Source organism: Campylobacter pinnipediorum subsp. pinnipediorum (assembly GCF_002021925.1).
GTDB classification, from domain to species: Bacteria; Campylobacterota; Campylobacteria; order Campylobacterales; family Campylobacteraceae; genus Campylobacter_A; species Campylobacter_A pinnipediorum.
The window spans coordinates 687467-709510 of sequence record NZ_CP012546.1; the positions used below are offsets into that span (position 1 = coordinate 687467).

The following is a 22044-nucleotide window of genomic DNA, read 5'->3' on the forward strand; positions in this document are numbered from 1 at the left end:
GTATAAGATGGATAAGAAATTAAAAATAGGTATATTAACATTAAGCGATAGGGCTAGTGAAGGTATTTATGATGATATTTCAGGAAATGCTATAAAAGAACTTATGGATGATTGGATTGTTAGCGAAAGAGATTATGTTTATAGAGTTATCCCTGATGATTTTGAACTTATAAAAAATACACTTGTTGAGTTTGTGGATGAGCTAAAATGCGATTTGATTCTTACTACTGGCGGCACCGGTCCTGCTTTAAGAGATGTTACACCTGAAGCTACTGAAGCTGTTTGTGAGAAGATGATGCCGGGTTTTGGTGAGATGATGAGAAATGAGAGTTTGAAGTATGTTCCTACTGCTATTTTATCTAGACAGACAGCTGGAATTCGTGCAAATTCTCTTATAGTAAATTTACCAGGAAGTCCAAGAGCTATAAAAGAGTGTTTGGAGCCTATTTTCCCAGCTATACCATATTGTATAGATTTGATAAATGGTGCTTATATCACAACAGATGAAACAAAAATGAAAGTTTTTAGACCTAAGAAAAAAAAGGCTTGAAATTTTATATTTTTACTACAAGATAAAATCAAAACACATATTTAGATTATTTTTATACATTAGGAGTTTTTATGCCACTTTCTAGACTAAATCAAGAGCAATATACTGCTGCTACTGCACCTTTTGGTGCAAATTTAGTTATAGCTAGTGCTGGAACTGGAAAAACTTCTACGATAGTAGCTAGAATCGCACATCTTTTGAATTTAGGTTGCGACCCGCAAAAGATAATGCTTTTGACTTTTACCAATAAAGCTGCTACCGAGATGATAGAAAGGCTAAATCGTTATTTTGATAAAAGTATAACATCATCTATCACATCAGGAACATTCCATTCAGTATCTTACACCTTGCTTAAAAAAATTGGAAAAAATGTAACATTAAAACAGCCAAGTGAGTTAAAAATGCTTTTAAAAAGCATAGTGGAAAAGCGAAAATTCTATCATTTAAGTGATATTAAGCCATACGGTGGAGCTTATTTGTATGATGTCTATTCGCTTTATCAAAACTCATCACAAGATGATAACTTTCACGATTATTTTGTGGCAAAAAATAGCGAACAAGCCGTTTATGCTGAAATTTATGAAGATATCTTAAAAGAATTTGAGCTTGAAAAAGAGAAATTTGGTTATGTTGATTTTAATGATTTGCTTATTAAAATGAGAGATGAACTTAAAAATAACGTAGATATAAAATATGATGAAATTTTAATAGATGAATACCAAGATACAAATACTCTTCAAGGATCTTTAATAGATGCTTTTAATACAAAAAGTCTATTTTGTGTTGGTGATTTTGATCAAAGTATTTATGCTTTTAATGGGGCAAATATAGAGATTATAGGCTCTTTTAAAGATCGTTTTAAAGATGCAAATATATATGCTTTAAATGTTAATTATCGCTCAAGCTCTTCAATACTTGCACTTGCAAACAAGGTTATATCAAACAATCCTAGACTTTATGAAAAAAAGTTGGTTGTGAGTAGGGAGGGTAATTTTAAAAATCCAACACTACTCGTTTATAATGAGCTTTTTGACCAATACACAAACATAGCAGATATTATCTCTTTGTCTCCTTATGATAGAGAAAATATAGCTATTATTTTTAGAAATAACTCATCAGCAGATGGGATTGAGGTGGCTTTAAAAGAAAAAGGCATAAACTCAAAAAGAAAAGGCGGTATTAGTTTTTTTGAAAGTAAAGAGATAAAGTCTTTGATTGATTTGATTGGGATTTATGTAAACCCAAAAGATATTATGGCATTTATACATATATTTGAATATGCAAAAGGCGTAGGAAATGCTGTAAGTAAGGATATTTTTGATACCTTAATGAAGCTTGGTCACGGTGATTTGGTAAAAGGACTTTTAAAACCAGATAGCGCTGTGGATATAAAAAGTAAAAAAGTTCGCAACTATCAGCTTGGTCTTTTTGATGACTTTGATGATATTTCTGACGGTAGTAAATTTAAGAATTTAAACTTTGATAGTGAATTTTTATCTCATCCAGTTTTAAAAAAAGAAAAATTAAGTGAAGATGGTGCTAGCTTTTTATACGAGCTTTTAAATTTATTAAAAAAATTACAAAATTTAAATGATCCATATTTTTTTATAAAACATATACAAAATAGTAAAATTTTCTCTTTTGTAGTTGATGTTTTATCTACAAAAAGAGCAACTTTAAAAAATGGAAATGTTGATTTGGCTCTTAAAGAAGAGATACAAGAAAAGATATTTCAAAAGACAAATGTTTTACTTGAACTTAGTAAAAAATACAATAATGTGGAAAAATTTTATAATTTTATAACACTTGGTAGTAATGAAATGAGCGAAGGGCAAGGGGTTAGTTTGCTTAGTGTTCATGCTAGCAAGGGGCTTGAGTTTGAACAAGTTTTTGTTGTTGATTTGGCACAAAATAGATTTCCAAATTTGAAACTAATGAGTATGGGCGGGAGTTTGGAAGAAGAAAGAAGGTTGTTTTATGTTGCTGTTACTAGGGCAAAAGATGAGCTTTATCTAAGTTATGCTAGATTTGATAAGATGAAAAAAGTAAACTATCAACCAAGCTGTTTTTTGGTTGAAGCTGGAATGGCGAAAGAGAGTTATTAAATCTTAATTTTTAGTAGTTTATTTAAAAAAAATAGTCATTTTATCTTGTAAAATATTTTAGAAATATTCAAATCTTAGATACAAAAATCTATTATTAATTTGACTGTAACTTTTTACGATATATATTTATAGCCATAAAATCTAATTAAAGTAGGTTTATAAAAAACCATTTTGCTAAAACTTTTGCTTATATTTGTCTGGTTTTTTATTAATAAGATAAAGAACTTTTGGTTGAAATTTGAGATTTTAATTTTAAATTAGTTCGCTTTTAATTTAATAACTTAAAAAATTAGATAAAAGATATATTTATCAAGAATACTTTTTGTTGTAAGTGATATAAAAATAATTGAGCTAGATAACAAAAAAATATAAATTTTAATTAATGGTTGTAAAATTTATATAGGTATTTATGCTTTAATAGCGAGTTAGTTTGTGTTTTATATTAAAAAATTCATAAAAGAATATTTTAAAATATAAAACTTTTATAAATTTATGCTTTAGGTAATTTTTATATAAATAATTAAATTATAAGGGGTGTTTTAATCACCCCTTTAAAAAAGTATATTACTCAACTTCGGCGTCTATAACGTCATCATCTTTTTTCTTAGAATTTGCTTCGTTTGCATCGCCTTCTTTTTTATACATAGCTTCAGCAAGTTTATGGCTAGCAGCGCTTAAGTCTTTAACCTTAGCATCTATTTGCTCTTTTGTAGAGTTTTGGTCTTTAAGAGTCTCTTTTAGTTCATCTAAAGCTTTTTGTATGTTATTTCTGTCTTCTTCTGGTACTTTTTCACCAAGTTCGTCCATACTTTTTTGTGTTTGATGAACTAACGCGTCAGCTTGATTTCTAGCTTCTACAGCTTCTTTTCTTTTATTATCTTCTTCTTTGTGAAGCTCTGCCTCTTTTACCATTTTGTTAATCTCTTCATCACTTAAACCGCTTGAACCAGATATTGTTATATTTTGAGCCTTTCCGGTAGCTTTATCTTTAGCTGAAACAGTAAGTATACCGTTGGCATCTATATCAAACTCAACTTCTATTTGAGGAACTCCACGAGGTGCAGCTGGTATGCCTTCAAGGTTAAATTGTCCCAAAGACTTATTATCTCTTGCAAACTCACGCTCACCTTGTATTACATTGATTGTAACAGCACTTTGGTTATCTTCAGCTGTTGAGAATACTTGGTTTTTCTTAGTAGGTATTGTTGTACCTTTTTCTATTATTTTTGACATAACTCCACCAAGTGTTTCTATACCAAGGCTAAGTGGTGTAACATCAAGAAGCAATACATCTTTAACATCGCCTTTTATAACAGCACCTTGGATAGAAGCACCTATAGATACTACTTCATCAGGATTTACGCTTTTGTTTAGCTCTTTGCCAAATGCTTTTTTTACTTCTTCTTGAACAAGTGGAACCCTTGTAGAACCACCAACCATTACGATCTCTTTTACTTCATTTTTGCTTAATCCAGCATCTTTTATAACTTCATTTATTTTTGTTATTGTTTCAGCTACCAAAGACTCTATCATTCCTTCAAATTTAGCACGACTTAAAGTTTTTACAAGGTGTTTTGGGCCACTTGCATCTGCTGTTATAAATGGAAGATTTATATTTGTTTCTGATGCTGAGCTTAACTCTTTTTTAGCATTTTCAGCAGCTTCTTTTAAACGTTGAGAAGCCATTACATCACCTTTTAAATCTATTCCGGTTTCAGATTTAAACTCATTTGCAAGCCAGTCAATTATAAGGTTGTCAAAGTCATCACCACCTAAAAATGCATTACCGCCAGTAGCTAAAACCTCTACAACATTATCGCCAGTTTCCAAAACAGTAACGTCAAATGTACCACCACCAAGGTCATAAACCAATATCTTTTCAGCTTCTTTTTTATCTAGACCATAAGAAAGAGCAGCTGCTGTTGGTTCATTTATAATACGTAAAACATTTAAACCAGCTATTGTTCCAGCTTCTTTTGTAGCCTTTCTTTGGCTATCGTTAAAGTAAGCAGGCACCGTAATAACAGCATCAACAACTTTTTCACCTAAAAAGCTTTCCGCATCTTCTTTTAATTTAATTAAAACTTTTGCAGAAATTTCTTGTGGTGTATAAACTTTGCCGGAAATTTCAATAGCGCATGCGCCATTTCTATCAACTACGTGATAAGGAAGTCTGTTTTTTGCTTCTTTTGCTGCATCTTCATTGCTCATTAATCCCATGATACGCTTTATAGAATAAATAGTTTTTTCAGGATTTGTTACAGCTTGACGTTTTGCAACATCACCAACTAATACATCGCCTTTATCTGTAAAAGCTACTACTGAAGGAGTTGTGTTTTTTCCCTCCTTATTTGGTATAACCTTGCTTTCCCCGCGTTCAAAAACACTAACACAAGAGTTTGTTGTTCCTAAATCTATTCCTATAACTTTTGACATGTTTTTTCCTTTTTATTAAATTTTTTATTTTCTAAATTAATTTGCTATACTAACCATTGCTGGTCTTAAAACCCTACCATTTATAGTGTATCCCACTTGCATAACTTGCACTATTTGTCCACTTGTGTGATTTTCGCTATCTACTCTTAATACAGCATTATGCACATTTGGATCAAAATCTATATCAGTTTGTATCTCTTTTATACCGTGCTTTTCAAAGCATTTTTTAAACTCATCTAGCGTTAAAAGCACACCTTCTTTTATCTTTTTTGCAAATTCATCTTCTGATGCATCAAAATTTACAGCCATAAGCATAGCATCTATGACAGGCAAAAGATCTCTTGCAAATTTCTCATTTGCATAGCTTGCTATCCCTTCTTTTTCTTTTTCAAAACGCTTTTTCATGTTTTCAAAATCAGCATTAGCTCTATAATACTTATTTGTTAATTCACTAAGTTCTTTTTCTAATTCTAAAACTTTTGAAAACTCTTCTTGTGATAGATTATTTAAATCAATATTATCACTAGTTATTTCCTTGTTGTCGGTTACATTTTCTAAATTATTTTCTTCTTGTTTTATATCTTCGCTCATGCTACCTCCTTTATGTTATTTAAAAATCTAATATAGTTAGCATATACGCTTCCGCTACATACCATTATAGAGTCTTCTCCTTTGTAATTTGCTGCCAATTTTAAACCCATAAAGCCATCTTCAAATAATGGAGAAAAAGTTAATTTTTTCTTCATAAAATTTTCAAAACTCGGCTCTAAAATAGATTTTATTTTTTTATTTTCAAACATCTTCAAAGCCAAAATTTCATTTTCTTGAAAATAGATTTTTGTTCTTTTAAGCTCTCTTATTTTGCTTCTAAGTTCGCTTAAACCAACTTGGGATGATACTAATTCAAGCTTGTTTAAACTAACTCCTATTAAATTTGATAAAAATTGCTCAACCTTTTCATTGTATTTTATAACTATCTCATCTTTTGTGAAATTAAGCACTAAAAATCTACTATTAAGATTTAAAATTTCTTCTAAATTTTGATCAAGATTTCCAAAAATCATACAATAAAGCTCATGCTTATCACACAAAAATTTTAAAATATTTTCATCATTTATAACAATTTTATCTGAAAAATCATAGAAAAAATCATTCCAATATTTTTGCATAGCATTTACAGTAGGTATTCTTCCGCCACTTATATGAAGTTGCATTATTTCGCCTTCATCAGATAGCTTTTTAAAATATACCCTAATAGTAGATGCTGAGATATTTATATCCATGCGAGAACCAAGCTCACTAGAGCCTATTGGAATGTTTTGTTCTATATAGGCATCTATGATTGAGTTAAGTATTATATCTCTTTTACTTATTTTATTTGATTTCATCTATTAATTAGCACTCTTTCATTTAAATTGCTAAGTGAATTATACAATATTGAGTATATTATTGTCAAGGGTTAAATCTAATTATTTTAATTTATTTTACTTTAGTCTTATTAACTAAAGTTTTATTATATAAAATAAGTCAAACTTAATATAATTATACTATATATCGTATAAAATATATTAAATAATATATAATTAGATATATTTATATTATATTTAATACTTAATATATAATTTTTTATATTTTTTAATTAATATTTAATACAATATTTTATACAATACTCCGATGATTGAAACAAATGATATTTTTAATTTACTTCATAATGCTGTTGAGTCTAAGAATTTGGGAAAGAAAATTTCTCAAAATGAAATGGCAAAAAGTCTTGGAATTCCTATGAGAACTTATCAGGATTGGAGACTTGGAAGGACAAAGCCACAAGCGGCAGCTGTTGTTTGTAAAATGCTTTGCGAACTAGATGATGATGAAGTATTGTTTGTTTTAAAAAAGATAAAAAAATTAGCCGGAGCATAATTTATGGATAAAATTACAAACAAAGAACGTAGAGAGTTAGAAAGTGTATTTGCTTGTATATGTAGTAAAAAAGAGTCTAGATTTGTTTGTTTTTATAGAGAATTTTATGCTTTGACAACGTATAGATTAAAAAGAATAAAGTTTAGATTCAGATCAAAAAAGTGCTAAATGAATTAAAGCTAATCATTTAGCTTTGAGATGATATCTTTTATAATCTCATCCGTATTATCTTGATGTGTTAAATTAGATAAAAGTTCAGATGTATTTTTTATATCGTATTCTTCAATCATTTTTAAAATTTCTTTATCATTTGCACTGTTTTTTATTTGTGTTGAGATTTTTGCTAGGTTTTTGTCTTGTAAAAATTTAGCATTGTGGTATTGATGGTTTTTTGCTGCATATGGAAAAGGTATAAAAATACAAGGCAAGGCATTTGCTATAAGTTCCCATAAAGAACTAGCACCAGATCTTGTTATGGCTAAATCTGCTTTTTGCATTTTTTCTTCTATGTTGTTGCAAAAGTCAAAAAGTTCTAAATTCTCATCGGTAAAACCTAATTCTTTGTACTCAGTCTGTAATGCTTGAAGTGAGTCTTTGCCGCATTGATGTATTATGTTTATATTTTTTTCTTTTAAAGTAGGTGCTATTTTGATAACAAGTTCATTTATAGCTTTTGCACCTTGAGATCCACCTAAAAAAAGTATCGTTTTTATATCGCTTCTTATTCTTTGTGCTTTGAAAAATTTATCACTCACAGGGTAGGCGAATGGCTGTTTTTCGTATGAGCTGTAAAATTTATTTGCAAAAGGTCTTAGTATATAATTTAATTTGCCAACTATTGCATTTTGTTCGTGTATAAAAAGCGGTATATTTGATAAAATAGCCGCCAAAGATGCTGGTGCTGCTGAGTATCCACCGACACTAATTACCGCTTTTATATTATTTTGTTTAAATATTTTTTTGCACTCAAATGATAGTTTTATGATATTTAAAAATGATTTTAGTTTATTTAATCCTTTTTTATTAACAACACCAGAGCTTTGTAAAAAGTATTTTTGATCAAAATTTTTATCATTTTCAAACCACATCTTATCTTGACCATTTGTTGAACCTATAAATATGGCCTGTTTGTTCTGTTTTTTTAGTTGATTACAAAAGCTTCTAGCTATAGCTAAATGCCCGCCTGTTCCACCGCCTGTTATTGCTATCATTGTTTTACCTTTTTACTTACCATTAAAACCATACCTATACTTATACATACCGCTAAAACAGAACTTCCGCCATAACTTAAAAATGGAACCGCTAGACCCTTTATAGGAACTAATGAGTTTATTCCATAGCTATTTATCAAAAATGAAAAAGATATCAAAAGTCCAATTCCAAGTGAAAATAGATGATAAACTTTGTTTTCACTTCTTGAAGATATTCTAAAAATTCTAAAAAGCAAAAAAGAAAATAGTATAACTATCAAACTTATACCTACAAATCCAATCTCTTCAGCTATACCAGCAAGAACAAAGTCGGTATGAACTTCACTTAAAAACCCAAGCTTTATAACCCCAGCTCCCAAGCCTTCGCCAAATATCTCTCCGTGTTTTATTGCATTTAAAGAGTGTCCTACTTGGTATGGTTCTGGTGCGTTGTCCACTCTTAATACATCTGCTATTTGGTGCGGGAAAAATGATAAAATCATATCTTGTATGCTTCCCCACCAAGATTTTATCCTTAAAATTCTATGATCTGAGCTAAAAATTATGATTATTGCAGCCAATGTTGCCGCTAATATCCCTATGCCAAAAAATTTCTTACTTGTTCCAGCAAAAAGTGCCATTATTATAAGTGTGAGTGCAAGAACTACTACTTGACCTAAGTCGTTTTGTAAAACAGCTATAAGATATATAATTATCATAAATAAAAATAAATATGGTGCTAGGATTTTTAGCTCATCAACTAATCTTTTTTTTGAACTATCTATTTTTCTACTAAAACTCCAAGCTAAGAAATATACAAATCCTATTTTAAAAAACTCAACCGGTGCTAAAGAAAACCCAGGAAGCCTTATCCATCTTCTAGCACCTCCAGCTTCTGTTACAAGAGAGCTTGGTAAAACATACATTAACCCCATTATTAGAGTACAGGTTATAAACAAACTAAATCCTATCCACATAAGATATTTATCCGGATTTAATCTAGAAATTCCCCACATCATAGCTATGCCTATAAAAGCTACAATAAATTGTCTTGCAAAAAAATGATACTCGCTATAATTAAATGATAAAACTGTAAAAGCAGATAAAGAAAGAGAAAATACTACGCCGATTATAAGCAATGAAACACTTAAAAAAAATAGAATTTTATCAGCACTCAAAATAGTTCTCCGCTTTTATATAAATAGCCTATTATTTTATTTAAAACTATCTTATAAAGGTTTGAATTTTATATCTTAATGAGCTCTTTGAATGCTATGTCGTTATTTGGGTTTATATGTTTATAAAATAAATTTTACATACTTTGATTTTCAAACATATCCCCACTAAATACAACATTTTCACATTTAAGCTCTTTTGAATGTTTATATACAAAATCAGCAAAAAAATATGCTAAACTTTGAATACAACCAAAGCTAATATTTTGTGTTCTTGCGCCAGCTAGTTTAAAATTCATAGCAGATTTTTAAAATTTATACAATCAAATTCATTTTTAATTAATCTATATTAAATCTAACTCCTTTTTAATACTAAAATCATCAGCATTTTCTATGAGTTTTTACCGGCTTTATAAAAATTATTTTCTAGTTCAAGCTTTATTTCTATGATACAAAATAAGTTAAATATGCCTAAAATAAGATCAATATCTCCAGTTAATAGAGTATATTCTTTTTTTGAAATTTTACATAAAGACTTGTTTTTTAGTGTTAAAAATTATGTTTTTTGGATTTAACACCTAAAATTGGTGTAACTTGTTGTAAAGTGCATATTAAAAAAAATCATAAGTGGCTTTTATATAATAAAAATATTCGCATTTTGTTAGTTTTTGCCAAACATAGCATTGGTTTTTAATGATATGATTGGCTTTTGAAACTTATAAAAACTATTTAAAATTATTTAATGATTTTATACACCTAAGTTCATCAATAATCTTAATGCTAAATTTGCTTCATGGTTTGCACATATAGCAACTCTAGGTGCCATTAGTCCTTGACCTATATTTGCTTCGTTTGTAAAATCTCCGCATATGTACAAGTTATTTGCAAATTTTACAGTTTTGATTAGGTTAGAGCTATGCATTCCAGCCATTCCAGAACCACAAATAATTTTTTTATCTTTTAGACTATTTCCAGCTTCGTTTATAATCATTGATTTGCTTAATGTATTGTCAAATGCTTCACAAACTATACTGCACTCTGAAAAAATATCTGCTACATTTGTTTTATCAAGATAAATTTCATGTGTTATTACTTCAACAAATGGATTTATTTTACTAATAAGATCTTTTAATGCATGTGTTTTATTCATACCTATATGGCTTACATAGTATTGTTGGCGATTTAAATTGCTTGGTTCTACTATGTCAAAATCAACCAAAACAAGCTTTGATATACCGACTCTAGCAAGGCTTAATGCTATGTTTGAACCAAGACCACCGAGTCCAGCTATGCCTACACAAGCATTTGATAGAGCATTATTTAATTCAGGAGAGTTTCTAGCTTCTATCATTGATTTTAATATCTCATTGCTAGGCATAACACCACGTTTTATTATATTTATTTTATCGTTATCTTTTAAAGGCTGATTTCCTTTTATGGCAAAACCATTTAATATATAAATATCAGCTTCAAGTAGGTTGTGCTTTTGTATAAAAAGTGAAATTTCACTTTTTAATTCACCTGAAATTTCACTTTTTAATTCATTTAAGTCTTTTGAGTCTGTCTTAAAACCGTATCCGTTAATTTCTATTTTTATCAATTTTTTATCCACTCTTATATTTTATAATTTTTTACAAAATTACTTATTCTTTCTATTCCTTTTTTTATACTATCTGTGTCTGTGGCAAAGCTTAGTCTAAAATAACCTTGCATTCCAAAACCAATTCCAGGCACTGTTGCAACCTTTGCTTCTTCTAGCATTTTTTTACAAAATCTTACCGAGTCTTCATCAACTTCTTTACAATTTACAAATAGATAAAATGCACCATTTGGTTTTTTGACTTTTAATCCATCTATGTTGTTTATAAGCTCAACAGCCAAGTCTCTTCTTTTTTGAAACTCATTTTTCATATACTTTATATCATCATCGCTTTTACCTAGAAGTGAAGCTATAGCACCTCTTTGAGTTAGTGTTGATATGTTGCTAGTGCTTTGACTTTGTAGTTTTTTAACAGCGGCATTTAGCTCATCCATAACACTTGCCATATAGCCAAATCTCCATCCAGGCATAGCCCCACATTTACTAAGTCCATTTATGGTAACAGTTCTTTTAAACATATCTTCACTTATAGAAGCAACTGCCACAAATTCTGTGTCGTATGTTAATTTTTCATAAATTTCATCACTTAAAACTATTATGTTTGTACCTTTTAAAATTTCTGCAAATTCTAAAAGTTCATCTTTTGTATAAACAGAACCTGTTGGGTTATTTGGGTGATTTAGGCAAAATACCTTTGTTTTTTCTGTGATTGCATCTTTTAGTTGTTTTGGGGTTATTTTAAAATCACACTCGTCATTAGTTTCTAAAAATACAGGAACACCGCCACTGAATTTTACAATTTCAGGGTAGCTTACCCAGTAAGGACTTGGGATAATAACCTCATCACCCTTATCTATAAGTGCTTGAAAGATATTAAAAAGTGAGTGTTTTGCTCCAACATTTGTTACGATTTGATTTGTTGTATAGGTTAAGTTGTTATCTTTTTTTAGTTTTGTAGCTATAGCTTTTAATACATCAGGTTCACCTGCTACAGCTGTATATTTTCCACAGCCACTATCTAGTGCTTCTTTTACAGCATCTTTTATTGCTTTAGGTGTATCAAAATCAGGTTCACCAGCACTAAAACTTATAACATCTACGCCATCAGCTTTCATCTGCTTTGCTTTAGCTGATATTGCTATGGTTAAAGACTCACTTAAAGTTTGCATTCTTTGTGATAACATTTACTTAATCCTTTGTAATGTATTTTAGATATTGTTATAAACCAATATTTTATCACTTTTTTATAAACCAAAAAATTTTTTAAATTTAGTTTATTGTTTTTAGATAACCATTATCATTTAAAAATAGATATATCTCTCCTAATATTTGCTTTTTTTGAGTTTCATTTACAAGATTTGAACGTTCTAGCCGCTCATTTAAAGTATCTTGTATCTCGTGTATATCATAATCCATATCTTCCATAATATCAAGAATGGATTGACTTTCAAGTAGGTTTTTTATCTCAAATCCAGTCTCACTTATCTCAACAATAGCTTCGGTTGGATGTGTAAAAAGATTGTGTTTCATTCCTAAAACTTCTTGGTAAGCACCAACTAGAAAAAATCCTAAAAAATACTCATCTTTTTCTACATCAACATCGTGTAAAAATAGTTGATTCATTTCATCTTTATAGCTTATCTCTCCATCACTATCACAAGTAATATCCCAAATGCAAGCTGGTAGAGTAGGGCGTATATCAAGACAATCTAGTGGCATTATAGGAAAGTTTTGTTTTAATCCCCAAAAATCAGGTAATGACTGAAATACTGAGAAATTTACCAAATATCTCTCTTTTATCTCTTCTTGTATTTTCAACAAATCAGATGTGCTGTTTTTATTTCCAAGCATTATAACAGCTTTTTTTCCTATTAGTTGAACTAACACCTCAGCATTAGATCTATCTTGCAAATCAACATAACCAAGGTCAAAAAGTGTCAATACGCTTTCCATATGATCTATACTATCATGGAGATATTCTAAGGCATTTGATGGTCTTATAGAATTATATAGATCATAAAGTTCTGTTATAAGTTGTGGATTTTTTTCTTTTAAATTTAATTTTTCTTCTGTGTGATCTTGTGAAAAAAGTTCAAGCACCGGAGCAACAAGTAAAGCATGAGATGCTGATATAAAACGCCCTGATTCTATAAAAATATCTGGTTCTTGTTCATTTTTTTGTCCTGCTATGCTTTTTAGAAGATAAACAACATCGTTTGCATATTCATTAAGTGTATAATTTCTACTTGATGCTTGTTTGAATTGTGAGTATTCTATCGCTAGACCGCCACCTAAGTTTATAGCTTTTAGGTTTTTTGCCCCCATTTTTCTTAACTCTGCATATATATTTCCTGCTTCTGTTAAGGCTTTTTTTAGTGGATGAATTTCTGTTATTTGCGAACCTATATGAAAATGTATCATACTAAAACACTCTAACAAATCTGCCTTTTTTAGCATATTTATAGCTTCTATAAGTTCAGTTGATGTAAGCCCAAATTTAGAGTATATTCCACCACTTTTTGCCCAAATTCCAGAACCGGTAGAGTGAAGTCTTATTCTAAGTCCTATGTTTGGTTTTGGAGAAAAACGCTCTTTTGCTGTTGCTATAATTGCTTCAAGTTCATTTAAGCCTTCTATCGTAAGTGTTATATTGTGTCCCATTTCAGCAGCTATAAATCCTATATTTATAAGCTCTTTATCCTTAAAGCCATTTACTGTTATAGGTGCATTTTCATTATTATAAGCCATTGCTAACAGTAACTCAGCCTTGCTTCCAGCTTCAAGTCCATAATTATAAGGCTTTCCTAGTGTAACTAAGTTTTTAACAAATCCTGGATATTGATTTACTTTTAATGGATAAACAGCATTGAAATTTCCCTTGTAACCAAATTCCTTTTTTGCCTTAGAGAAACTTGCATAAATTTGCTCTATCTGTTTTTTGATAAGGTGTGGAAAACGAAGCAATATAGGACCTCTATAGCCTTGAGAATTTATCTCTTTTACTATATCTAGTATCGCTGGTTTGCTTTTTTTATTTACACAAACCTTACCTTGTTCTATAATAAAATTGTTATCACCCCAAATACTAAGGCCATAATCATTCATTTTCAAGCTCCTTATAAATATCATCTATTTTTATAGTTTTTTCATCTTTTGTTTGTAGGTTTTTAAACCAAATTTCGTTGTTATTTTTTTCATTTTCCCCAACACATAGGAAAATTTTTGAATTATTATTGTCCGCATCTGATAGATGTTTTTGAAGTTTTTTTGCTTTATAGGATATGTTTACCTTAAATTCTTTTCTTAGTTTGATACCAAGATTGAAAATATAATCTATATATTTTTCATCCAAAGCACATATATAAATTCCATCTCTTTTTTCATCTATCTCATTTAATATTTCCATAATTCTTTCTATACCCATAGCAAAACCAACACCATAATTTGCCTTGCCTCCAAGATATTCAACCAATCTATCATACCTTCCACCACCAGCAACAGCGCTTTGTGAACCTATCTCGTTACTAATAAACTCAAATGCCGTTTTACAGTAATAATCTAAACCTCTAACAAGTTTTGGGTCTATCTCAAAAGATATTTGGTTATTGGTTAAAATTTCTTTTAATTTTTCAAAATCAGCCTTTGCTTCATCGTTTAAATTATCTATCATAAGTGGTGCATTTTTGTATATTTCTTGACAGCTTTCATTTTTACAATCAAGAACTCTTATAGGATTTAAATCCTTCCTTCTTTGGCAGTCAGCACATATTTCCTTATCGTGTTTATCTAAAAATTTTACTAATTTTTCTTTATAGGTAGCCATTGATGAAGCATCGCCTAATGAGTTTATTTTAAGAGTTGTTTTGATGTTTAGTTTTGTTAGTATCTCGTTTAGCATAAGAATAACACTTGCATCTTCTTTTACATCAGCTTCTCCAAAACACTCAACTCCAAATTGATGAAATTCTCTAAGTCTTCCTTTTTGCGGTCTTTCATATCTAAACATAGAACCGTGATAAAAATATCTATAAACACCATTTGTTTTATCTTGTTTTGACTCTATAAATGCCCTTACGACTCCAGCTGTTCCTTCTGGTCTTAAACAGACATCGTTATCGCCTTTATCTGTAAATTGATACATCTCTTTGCCAACTATATCACTGCTTTCACCAACACTTCTTTTAAAAAGAGATGTTTGTTCTAAATGTGGAGTTTTTACTAATGTATAGCCATAATTTTTTGCTGTTTGTTCGCAAATTTTTACTATATGCTCATATAATTTGGCTTTTTTGAGCATCATATCTTTCATTCCACGAAGTGCATTTATCATATCATATCCTTATCTAAGTTTATAAAATTTATTATCTTTTTTGTTATCTCTTCTTTTTTTAAAGTAGCATCTATTTTTAAGCTTTCGATACCTAATTTATCTATCGTGTTTTCCATATTTTCTTGAACTTGTAAGAGATATTTTATACCTCTTTTTTCTATTGTATCTTTTTTATTTCTAAGCTTAAATCTTTTTAAAATCAAGCTCTCATCAGCTTTAAAAAATATAATTTTATCAGGCATATTATTATTTAGTGCAAATTTATTAAAGCTCAAAAGAGTATCAAAATTTAATTCGCTATCATTTGTTATGGCATATGAGATACCTGAGATAAAACCTCTATCACTAAGTATTAATTTATCTTGGTTCTTTTCTATTACGCTTTGTGCGTGTTCAGCTCTATCTGCTAAGAATAAAAACATCTCCGCCTTTTTGCTTAATTGTAATTTTCCGTGCAATAAAATATCTCTTATCTTGTCGCCAAAAGGCGTTGCACCCGGCTCTTTTGTTATTAAAACATTGTTATAAAATTTTGATATTCTTTTTATCTGTGTGCTTTTACCAACTCCATCTATACCTTCAAATAAAATATACATTTATTTTATCTCTTTAAGATATTTAATAATCTCTTTTGGAACTAATTTACTTACATCTCCATTGTGGTTTAATACAGACCTTACTATTGAGCTTGAAATAAATGAATTGTTTAAGCTAGGCATTAAATATATAGTTTCAAATTCGTGATAAAGCGTAGAGTTTGCATAGCCCATTTGTAGTTCATACTCAAAATCACTAACAGCTCTAAGGCCTCTTATATTTATCTTTATATCGTGTTGTTTTGCAAAATCAACAAGCAAACCATCAAATCCCAATATCTCAACATTTTTTAGTTTTTTTACACACTCTTTTGCCATTTTTATTCTATGTTCTAAGCTAAACAAAGGCTTTTTGTTGTCGTTTTTTGCAACAGCTACTATGACTTTGCTAAAAATCTTAGATGCTCTTGTTATAACATCTATATGTCCATTTGTTAAAGGATCAAAGGTTCCAGGATACATACAAGCTTTCAATTCACTACCTCGTAAAAATTTAAAATCGTTATTTTATCTGTTTTTTATTAAAAATAAATTTATTAATTCCATCTTTTGTATAATGAGTTTTCTATCTCAAGAGTATCAAGCCATTTTCCAACTATAAAATCACAGATATCATCAAAACTTTGTGATTTTGAATAAAAGCCAAACACCGGTGGAGCTATCATAACATTTAATGAACTTAGTTCACTCATCTGTTTAAGGGATATATTTGAAAATGGCATCTCCCTTACTCCAAGTACTAATCTTTTTTGTTCTTTTAATGCAACGGCTGCCATTCTTGTTATTAGTGTATCACAAAAACCATTTGATATCTTTGCTAGTGTGTTTATGGAACAAGGTGCAATTATTGTCTTTTGTATTCCAAATGAACCAGAAGCAACACAAGCACCTATATCTTTGTCATCAAGGATTGTAGCTTTTTGTAGCTTTTGTTTTTCTTCATTAAAATTTATACCATTTTCAAGTTTTAGTGTGGTTTTTGCACTTTCACTTATTACAACATATGTTTCGTGATTTTTACTTATTTCATGGGCTAATTTAAAGCCTAGAAAACAACCACTAGCACCCGTGATTCCTACTGCTATTTTCATTGTATAATCGCCATATTTTTTGATACTATCTTTGCTTTAAAGCTTTTTCTATCTTTTGTTCTTACTGTTATTTCATCACCCAAGTTTCCATTTTGTACAGCTATTGTCTCTATTATTAAGCTTAACCCACCATCGTTTAATGTGGCATTTATCTTATCGCCTCTTTTTATCAAAGACATTTTTGTGAAATTTTGTGTTAATAGCACATCTCCGGCTTTAATCTCTGTTTTTGCTACCATTTTAGAATTATCAATATCTTTTAATAAGTTTATATCAAATTTATTAAAATCCACAAATGATTTTTGATAATCAAAAACATCTAATTCATCGCCTCTATTTAGGTTTTTTATAGCAACAAAAACAGGTATTTGGGCTTTAAAATTATATCTAAAATAAAGAGTTTTAATATTAAAGTCATTTACCACAAAAGTAGCTTTAAAATTTCCATTTGATTTTGGATTTTTTAATACTGAAATTTCTTTTAATTTAAAATTATCAAAATTATCTGGAAGTTTATTTTGTGATGCAATATCAATATCTTTTATATCTATATTTTGATACTCATTGCTTAATGTTTTTATAAATTCTGCTTGAATTTTATCATAGGTAGTGCAATCTCTTACAAAGGCGACTGTTTTTCCTGTTTTATCATTAAATGTTTTAAAATTAGATTTTAAAATTTCAAATAGTTTTTCTTTATCTATCTTTGCTGCACGTCTGTTTTCAAGATTTAAAATTTCATTATCTTCGCCATCAAAACCAAATGTTTTTAAGCTTATAACGCTATCACTTATACAATACATTGGATAAATATTTACATCAAAACCAAATAAAAATAGTGGTAAAAGTAGGATTATGATGGAGCGGGAAACGAGATTCGAACTCGCGACCCTAACCTTGGCAAGGTTATGCTCTACCCCTGAGCTATTCCCGCATAATTTAAGTTCAAAAATAAAGCGTGATTTTATCAAAAACTTTTTCATTTGTCAAGAAATTTTCATTATATAAATTTCTTGGTCTTGCATAATTTGCTCATCAGATGGGTTTGATATGTATATAAAATCGCTTTGCGTTAGCGGTGTTATCATGCCTGAGCCATATTTGTTGTTATTTAAACTATAAAATTTACCATCTTGTAAATTCCCCAAAACAACATTTGCACGACCTTTTTTAAACTTTATATTTTCGCCAGATATGCATTTTATCATTTCAGGTTTACTGTTATTTAAAAAAGGTACAACTACAATAAGATTGCAAATATATGCAGCCATTGGATTTCCAGGTAGTATAAATACTGTTTGGTTATCTTTTTTATAAGCTTTTGTTGGAGCACCCGGTCTTAGATTTATTTTGTCAAAAATTTGTGTATAACCAAGCTTATCTAAAGCCATTTTCATAAAGTCAGCATCGCCCATGCTAGCCCCGCCAGAACATATAACTACATCAAAATTGCTTGTGTTTTTTAATGAATTTATTGTTTGGCCTAAGTCATCTTTTATTATTCCAAAATATGATGAGTTAAATCCATTTTTTTGAAGTAGCGAAGAAATTCCAAGTGCATTGGCATTATAAATTTGTGTTTCATTTGCAAATTCCCAAGGCTCTTTTAATTCATTGCCACTTGAAAATATGGCTATTTTAGGGTTTGGTTTTACTTTTACATTATATATGCCTTGAGACGCTAGTAGCATTATGTGAGTTGGTTCTAGTTTTGTTCCTTTTTTTATTAGAACATTTCCTATTGTTACCTCTTCACCTTTAAACCTATGTGCATCACCTTTTTTTAGTTTTTCTGGATTTTTAGGATATATTTTTCCATCTTTTTCAATACTATCTTCTATTCTTAAAATAGTATCAGCTCCTAGGGGAAATATAGCCCCAGTCATTATTTTTATACATTCATTGTCTTTTATCTGAGTTTTTTTTGTTTCTCCAGCAAAGACAGTATCTATAAGAGTGTATCCATTTTCTTTTTGATCAAATTTTATGGCAAATCCATCTAGTGCAGAATTATCAAAACAAGGAAGATCTTTTATAGCTACTATATCTTGGCTTGTTATTTTACCTAATGCATTTTCTAAGGCAATACACTCATCTAGTGTTTCATTGCTTTTTAAAATTTCAAAAACTTCATTTAATTCAACCATTATTCTTCCTTAAGTCTTTGTATGTCTGCACCAAGCATTTGTAGTTTTTTGTGTAAATTTTCATAGCCTCTATCAAGATGATAAATTCTATGAACCCTGCTTGTTCCTTCTGCTGCAAGAGCTGCAAGAACCAAAGCCGAACTTGCTCTAAGGTCTGTAGCCATAACATCTGCTGCATTTAATTTTTTGCCACCATAAATACTTGCCATATGACCGTTTAATCTTATATCAGCTCCCATTCTTGAAAGCTCGCTTACATGCATAAAGCGATTTTCAAAAAGTCTCTCATCTATCGTGCTTACACCATCAGCAACTAATGATAGTGCCATAAATTGAGCTTGCATATCTGTAGGAAATCCTGGATACTCTCTTGTTACAATTTCACAACTATTTATTTTATCAGCTGGAATTATAGTTATTTTATCTTCATCTGTTTGTATCTTAAAGCCCATTTGTTCAAGTTTTGTTGTGATAGCTTCTAAATGTTTTGGATTTACATTTGTGATTGTTATTTGTGAGTTTGTGATAGCTCCGGCACATAAGTAAGTTCCAGCTTCTATTCTATCTGGGATAACATTTATTTCATCTATATCTAAAAGTTCTTTATTTGTTCCATATATTATAAGCTCATCCGTGCCTATGCCTTCTATTTTGACACCAGCTTTTGATAAAATTTCACATATTTGAACAACCTCAGGCTCTTTTGCTACATTTATCAGATGTGTTTTTCCATTTGCTAATGCTGCGGCCATTATTATATTTTCACTACCAGTTACTGTTACTTTATCAAAAACTATTTTTGCACCTTGCAAGCCATTTTTTGCACTAGCTACTACATATCCTTGCTTGATTTGTATATCAGCACCCATTTTTTCTAGTGCCGATAGATGAAGGTCAATAGGTCTTTGACCTATCGCACATCCGCCTGGAAGACTCACTTCGCATTTACCAAATCTAGCCAAAAGCGGTCCTAATACAAGTATAGAAGCTCTCATTTTTCTTACTATATCGTATGTTGCAGTGGTTGAGTTTATCCCTGTTGTGTCTATATTGATTTCATTATCGTCTTTATATTCGCAATTTGAGCCTAAATTTGTTAATAATTGTGCTAGAGTTTTTATATCAGCTACATTTGGAATATTTTTTATATCAACTTTGTTTTTTGCAAGCAAAGTTAGTGCTATTATAGGTAAAGCAGCATTTTTAGCTCCACTTATCTTAACTTCGCCAGATAGTTTGTTTTGTCCAGTTATTTGCAAATAATACATTTAAAGCCTTAGAAATTTTAAAAAGTAAAAAAATATTATATTGATTTTTTGCTTAGAAAACAAAATTTTGATAAAATAAAAACTTCATTGATTTATTATAATTTTACCATATAAGGTTTATTAGTGAATTTTTTTGATTCGATTTGGGATATTATTAATGAAGGCAATAAAAATAAAAAGATTGCAAAATTTAATGAATTTTATAAAAAATATAAAAATACAAAAGATATAAATTTTAATAGGGTAGGTGAGCCAAAATCACTTGAAAAGCCTTGTTATAGTGATTTTTGTGATGTGGTTTCTATGAGGAATTTGAATAAAAAAATACCACAAAAAGATAAAAATTTATATTTTATACACTCTGTTGCACATATAGAATTTAGTGCTATTGATATAGCCTTGGATGAGTGTTATAGATTTGATTTGATGAGTCGTGATTTTTATGATGATTGGCTTGAAGTGGCTGATGATGAGGTTCGTCATTTTTTGATGATAGAGGATTTACTTGCTAAAAATGGTGGATATTATGGCTGTATGCAAGTTCATGATGGACTTTTTGTAGCACTTAAAAAAACAGAAAATAGTCTTTTAGAGAGAATGGCGCTTTTACCTAGATATATGGAAGCAAATGGTCTTGATGCAAATGCTCATATAATCAAAAAATTAAAAAAACAAAATGCTAGTGTTGAGCTTATAAATGCTTTACAAATTATACTTGATGAAGAGATAGCTCACGTAAAAAAAGGCGATAAGTGGTTTAAATATGCTTGTAAAATTGAAAATATAGATCCACTTGAATATGTAAATATAATACAAAGACTTTATCCAAATTCATTTTTGACCAGCAGGGAATTAAACGAAGAGGATAGACTTAAAGCCGGTTTTTCTATGGATGAGATAAAAATCATAAAACAGATGGCTATAAGATGAAAAAAATTTATTTTATGAGACATGCAAAAGCTGTTGAAACAAATTCTGATAAAGATTTTAAAAGAGCTATTAACGATAGGGGTAAAAAAGATATAAAACTTATAGCAAAGGCACTTAAAAAACACGACATAGCTTTTGATTTGGTTGTGTCTAGTGATGCTATTAGATGTAAACAAACTGTAAAAGAGCTTTTTAATGAGATGGATATAAAAAAAGATGTAAAGTATAAAAAAAGATTTTATACAGCAACTGCAAATTATATTTTTGAATTTATACAGAGTATAGATGATGATATAAAAAATGTGTTTTTAGTCCTTCACAATCCAGCAATAACTGAAATTTGTGAGTATATAAGTGATTCTAGTATAGGAAATATGCCAACTTGTGGGGTTTTTGGTATAGAGTTTGAAGGTAAATTTTCAGACATAAAAAAAGATGAGGTTGGGGTGCTATTTTTTGAATATCCAAAGAGATATAGAGGAAAATAAATATTTTTTAACACATACTATTAGCTTTAGTAACTACTATTTTTGCTTCAAAATTTGATGATTTTAAAAAAGCCTGTAATTTGGGCGATAGTAAGAGTTGCACTATCTTAAGTATTTTTCTATCAAAATGGTCAAGGAGTTAAACAATTATATTCTAAGGCTATAGGATATTCTAACAAAGCTTGCGATTTCTGTGAAGTTAGTGGTTGTTTTATCTT

Annotated in this window: 21 protein-coding genes and 1 tRNA gene; 5 read left to right on the plus strand and 17 right to left on the minus strand. The window is 29.6% G+C overall.

The window, feature by feature from the left end; all coding sequences use genetic code 11:
• Positions 1 to 7 precede the first annotated feature (7 nt).
• Both mog and CPIN17260_RS03575 read left to right on the plus strand, forming a co-directional pair.
• Positions 8 to 550 (plus strand): molybdopterin adenylyltransferase, encoded by a 543-nt coding sequence (gene mog, locus CPIN17260_RS03570; RefSeq protein ID WP_069632430.1) that lies wholly within the window; start codon positions 8 to 10, stop codon positions 548 to 550.
• Positions 551 to 621: 71 nt separating this feature from the next.
• Positions 622 to 2655 carry an ATP-dependent helicase gene (locus CPIN17260_RS03575; RefSeq protein WP_078440573.1) on the plus strand — a complete coding sequence of 678 codons (2034 nt, stop codon included), beginning with the start codon at positions 622 to 624 and terminating at the stop codon, positions 2653 to 2655.
• A gap of 564 nt (positions 2656 to 3219) precedes the next feature.
• Here CPIN17260_RS03575 and dnaK read toward each other — a convergent pair.
• The 3 genes from dnaK to CPIN17260_RS03590 are packed head-to-tail and all read right to left on the minus strand — an operon-like array spanning position 3220 to position 6479.
• A complete protein-coding gene (gene dnaK, locus CPIN17260_RS03580) occupies positions 3220 to 5091 on the minus strand; it encodes a molecular chaperone DnaK (RefSeq protein WP_078440574.1) in 1872 nt (623 codons plus the stop codon).
• Positions 5092 to 5127: 36 nt separating this feature from the next.
• Positions 5128 to 5682: a nucleotide exchange factor GrpE gene (gene grpE, locus CPIN17260_RS03585; RefSeq protein WP_069632433.1), complete on the minus strand. Its 555-nt coding sequence runs from the start codon at positions 5680 to 5682 to the stop codon at positions 5128 to 5130.
• Positions 5679 to 6479: an HrcA family transcriptional regulator gene (locus tag CPIN17260_RS03590; RefSeq protein WP_069636679.1), complete on the minus strand. Its 801-nt coding sequence runs from the start codon at positions 6477 to 6479 to the stop codon at positions 5679 to 5681. The genes grpE and CPIN17260_RS03590 overlap by 4 nt, the downstream gene beginning before the upstream one ends.
• A gap of 286 nt (positions 6480 to 6765) precedes the next feature.
• Here CPIN17260_RS03590 and CPIN17260_RS03595 point away from each other — a divergent pair, with 286 nt between their 5' ends.
• On the plus strand, positions 6766 to 7011 hold the full coding sequence (locus CPIN17260_RS03595; RefSeq protein ID WP_069636678.1) for a helix-turn-helix domain-containing protein: 246 nt from the start codon (positions 6766 to 6768) through the stop codon (positions 7009 to 7011).
• Positions 7012 to 7190: 179 nt separating this feature from the next.
• On the opposite strand, the gene murG is transcribed toward CPIN17260_RS03595, so the two are convergent.
• The 14 genes from murG to murA form a co-directional block, all read right to left on the minus strand.
• Positions 7191 to 8222, minus strand: a complete 1032-nt coding sequence (murG, locus tag CPIN17260_RS03600) for an undecaprenyldiphospho-muramoylpentapeptide beta-N-acetylglucosaminyltransferase (RefSeq protein WP_069636677.1) — start codon at positions 8220 to 8222, stop codon at positions 7191 to 7193.
• Positions 8219 to 9379: a peptidoglycan glycosyltransferase FtsW gene (locus tag CPIN17260_RS03605; protein WP_069636676.1), complete on the minus strand. Its 1161-nt coding sequence runs from the start codon at positions 9377 to 9379 to the stop codon at positions 8219 to 8221. Before CPIN17260_RS03605 ends, murG begins: the two co-directional genes overlap by 4 nt.
• Positions 9380 to 9513: 134 nt before the next feature.
• On the minus strand, positions 9514 to 9675 hold the full coding sequence (locus CPIN17260_RS09130; protein WP_157887328.1) for a hypothetical protein: 162 nt from the start codon (positions 9673 to 9675) through the stop codon (positions 9514 to 9516).
• 449 nt (positions 9676 to 10124) lie between these two features.
• A complete protein-coding gene (gene thiF / locus CPIN17260_RS03610) occupies positions 10125 to 10976 on the minus strand; it encodes a sulfur carrier protein ThiS adenylyltransferase ThiF (RefSeq protein ID WP_069636675.1) in 852 nt (283 codons plus the stop codon).
• A gap of 14 nt (positions 10977 to 10990) precedes the next feature.
• Positions 10991 to 12160 (minus strand): pyridoxal phosphate-dependent aminotransferase, encoded by a 1170-nt coding sequence (locus CPIN17260_RS03615; protein ID WP_078440575.1) that lies wholly within the window; start codon positions 12158 to 12160, stop codon positions 10991 to 10993.
• A gap of 85 nt (positions 12161 to 12245) precedes the next feature.
• Positions 12246 to 14081 (minus strand): biosynthetic arginine decarboxylase, encoded by a 1836-nt coding sequence (gene speA / locus CPIN17260_RS03620; protein ID WP_069636637.1) that lies wholly within the window; start codon positions 14079 to 14081, stop codon positions 12246 to 12248.
• Positions 14074 to 15306 carry a histidine--tRNA ligase gene (gene hisS / locus CPIN17260_RS03625; protein WP_069632441.1) on the minus strand — a complete coding sequence of 411 codons (1233 nt, stop codon included), beginning with the start codon at positions 15304 to 15306 and terminating at the stop codon, positions 14074 to 14076. The genes speA and hisS overlap by 8 nt, the downstream gene beginning before the upstream one ends.
• Complete coding sequence (gene tmk, locus CPIN17260_RS03630; RefSeq protein WP_069632442.1) at positions 15303 to 15902, minus strand: dTMP kinase; 600 nt, start codon at positions 15900 to 15902, stop codon at positions 15303 to 15305. Before tmk ends, hisS begins: the two co-directional genes overlap by 4 nt.
• Complete coding sequence (gene coaD / locus CPIN17260_RS03635; protein ID WP_069632494.1) at positions 15903 to 16364, minus strand: pantetheine-phosphate adenylyltransferase; 462 nt, start codon at positions 16362 to 16364, stop codon at positions 15903 to 15905. It lies immediately after the preceding gene.
• A 74-nt stretch (positions 16365 to 16438) separates the two neighbouring features.
• On the minus strand, positions 16439 to 16993 hold the full coding sequence (locus tag CPIN17260_RS03640; protein ID WP_069636638.1) for a UbiX family flavin prenyltransferase: 555 nt from the start codon (positions 16991 to 16993) through the stop codon (positions 16439 to 16441).
• On the minus strand, positions 16990 to 17796 hold the full coding sequence (gene flgA, locus CPIN17260_RS03645) for a flagellar basal body P-ring formation chaperone FlgA (RefSeq protein WP_069632444.1): 807 nt from the start codon (positions 17794 to 17796) through the stop codon (positions 16990 to 16992). Before flgA ends, CPIN17260_RS03640 begins: the two co-directional genes overlap by 4 nt.
• Before the next feature lie 56 nt (positions 17797 to 17852).
• Positions 17853 to 17927, minus strand: a tRNA-Gly gene (locus CPIN17260_RS03650).
• 52 nt (positions 17928 to 17979) lie between these two features.
• Entirely contained in the window at positions 17980 to 19140 is a 1161-nt protein-coding gene (locus tag CPIN17260_RS03655; protein WP_069632445.1) for a molybdopterin molybdotransferase MoeA, read from the minus strand.
• Complete coding sequence (gene murA, locus CPIN17260_RS03660; protein WP_069632446.1) at positions 19140 to 20408, minus strand: UDP-N-acetylglucosamine 1-carboxyvinyltransferase; 1269 nt, start codon at positions 20406 to 20408, stop codon at positions 19140 to 19142. The genes CPIN17260_RS03655 and murA overlap by 1 nt, the downstream gene beginning before the upstream one ends.
• Positions 20409 to 20531: 123 nt before the next feature.
• Here murA and CPIN17260_RS03665 point away from each other — a divergent pair, with 123 nt between their 5' ends.
• Together CPIN17260_RS03665 and CPIN17260_RS03670 are read left to right on the plus strand one after the other, a co-directional pair.
• On the plus strand, positions 20532 to 21338 hold the full coding sequence (locus tag CPIN17260_RS03665; RefSeq protein ID WP_069632447.1) for a ferritin-like domain-containing protein: 807 nt from the start codon (positions 20532 to 20534) through the stop codon (positions 21336 to 21338).
• Positions 21335 to 21826 carry a SixA phosphatase family protein gene (locus tag CPIN17260_RS03670; RefSeq protein WP_069632448.1) on the plus strand — a complete coding sequence of 164 codons (492 nt, stop codon included), beginning with the start codon at positions 21335 to 21337 and terminating at the stop codon, positions 21824 to 21826. The genes CPIN17260_RS03665 and CPIN17260_RS03670 overlap by 4 nt, the downstream gene beginning before the upstream one ends.
• The last annotated feature ends 218 nt before the right edge of the window (positions 21827 to 22044 follow it).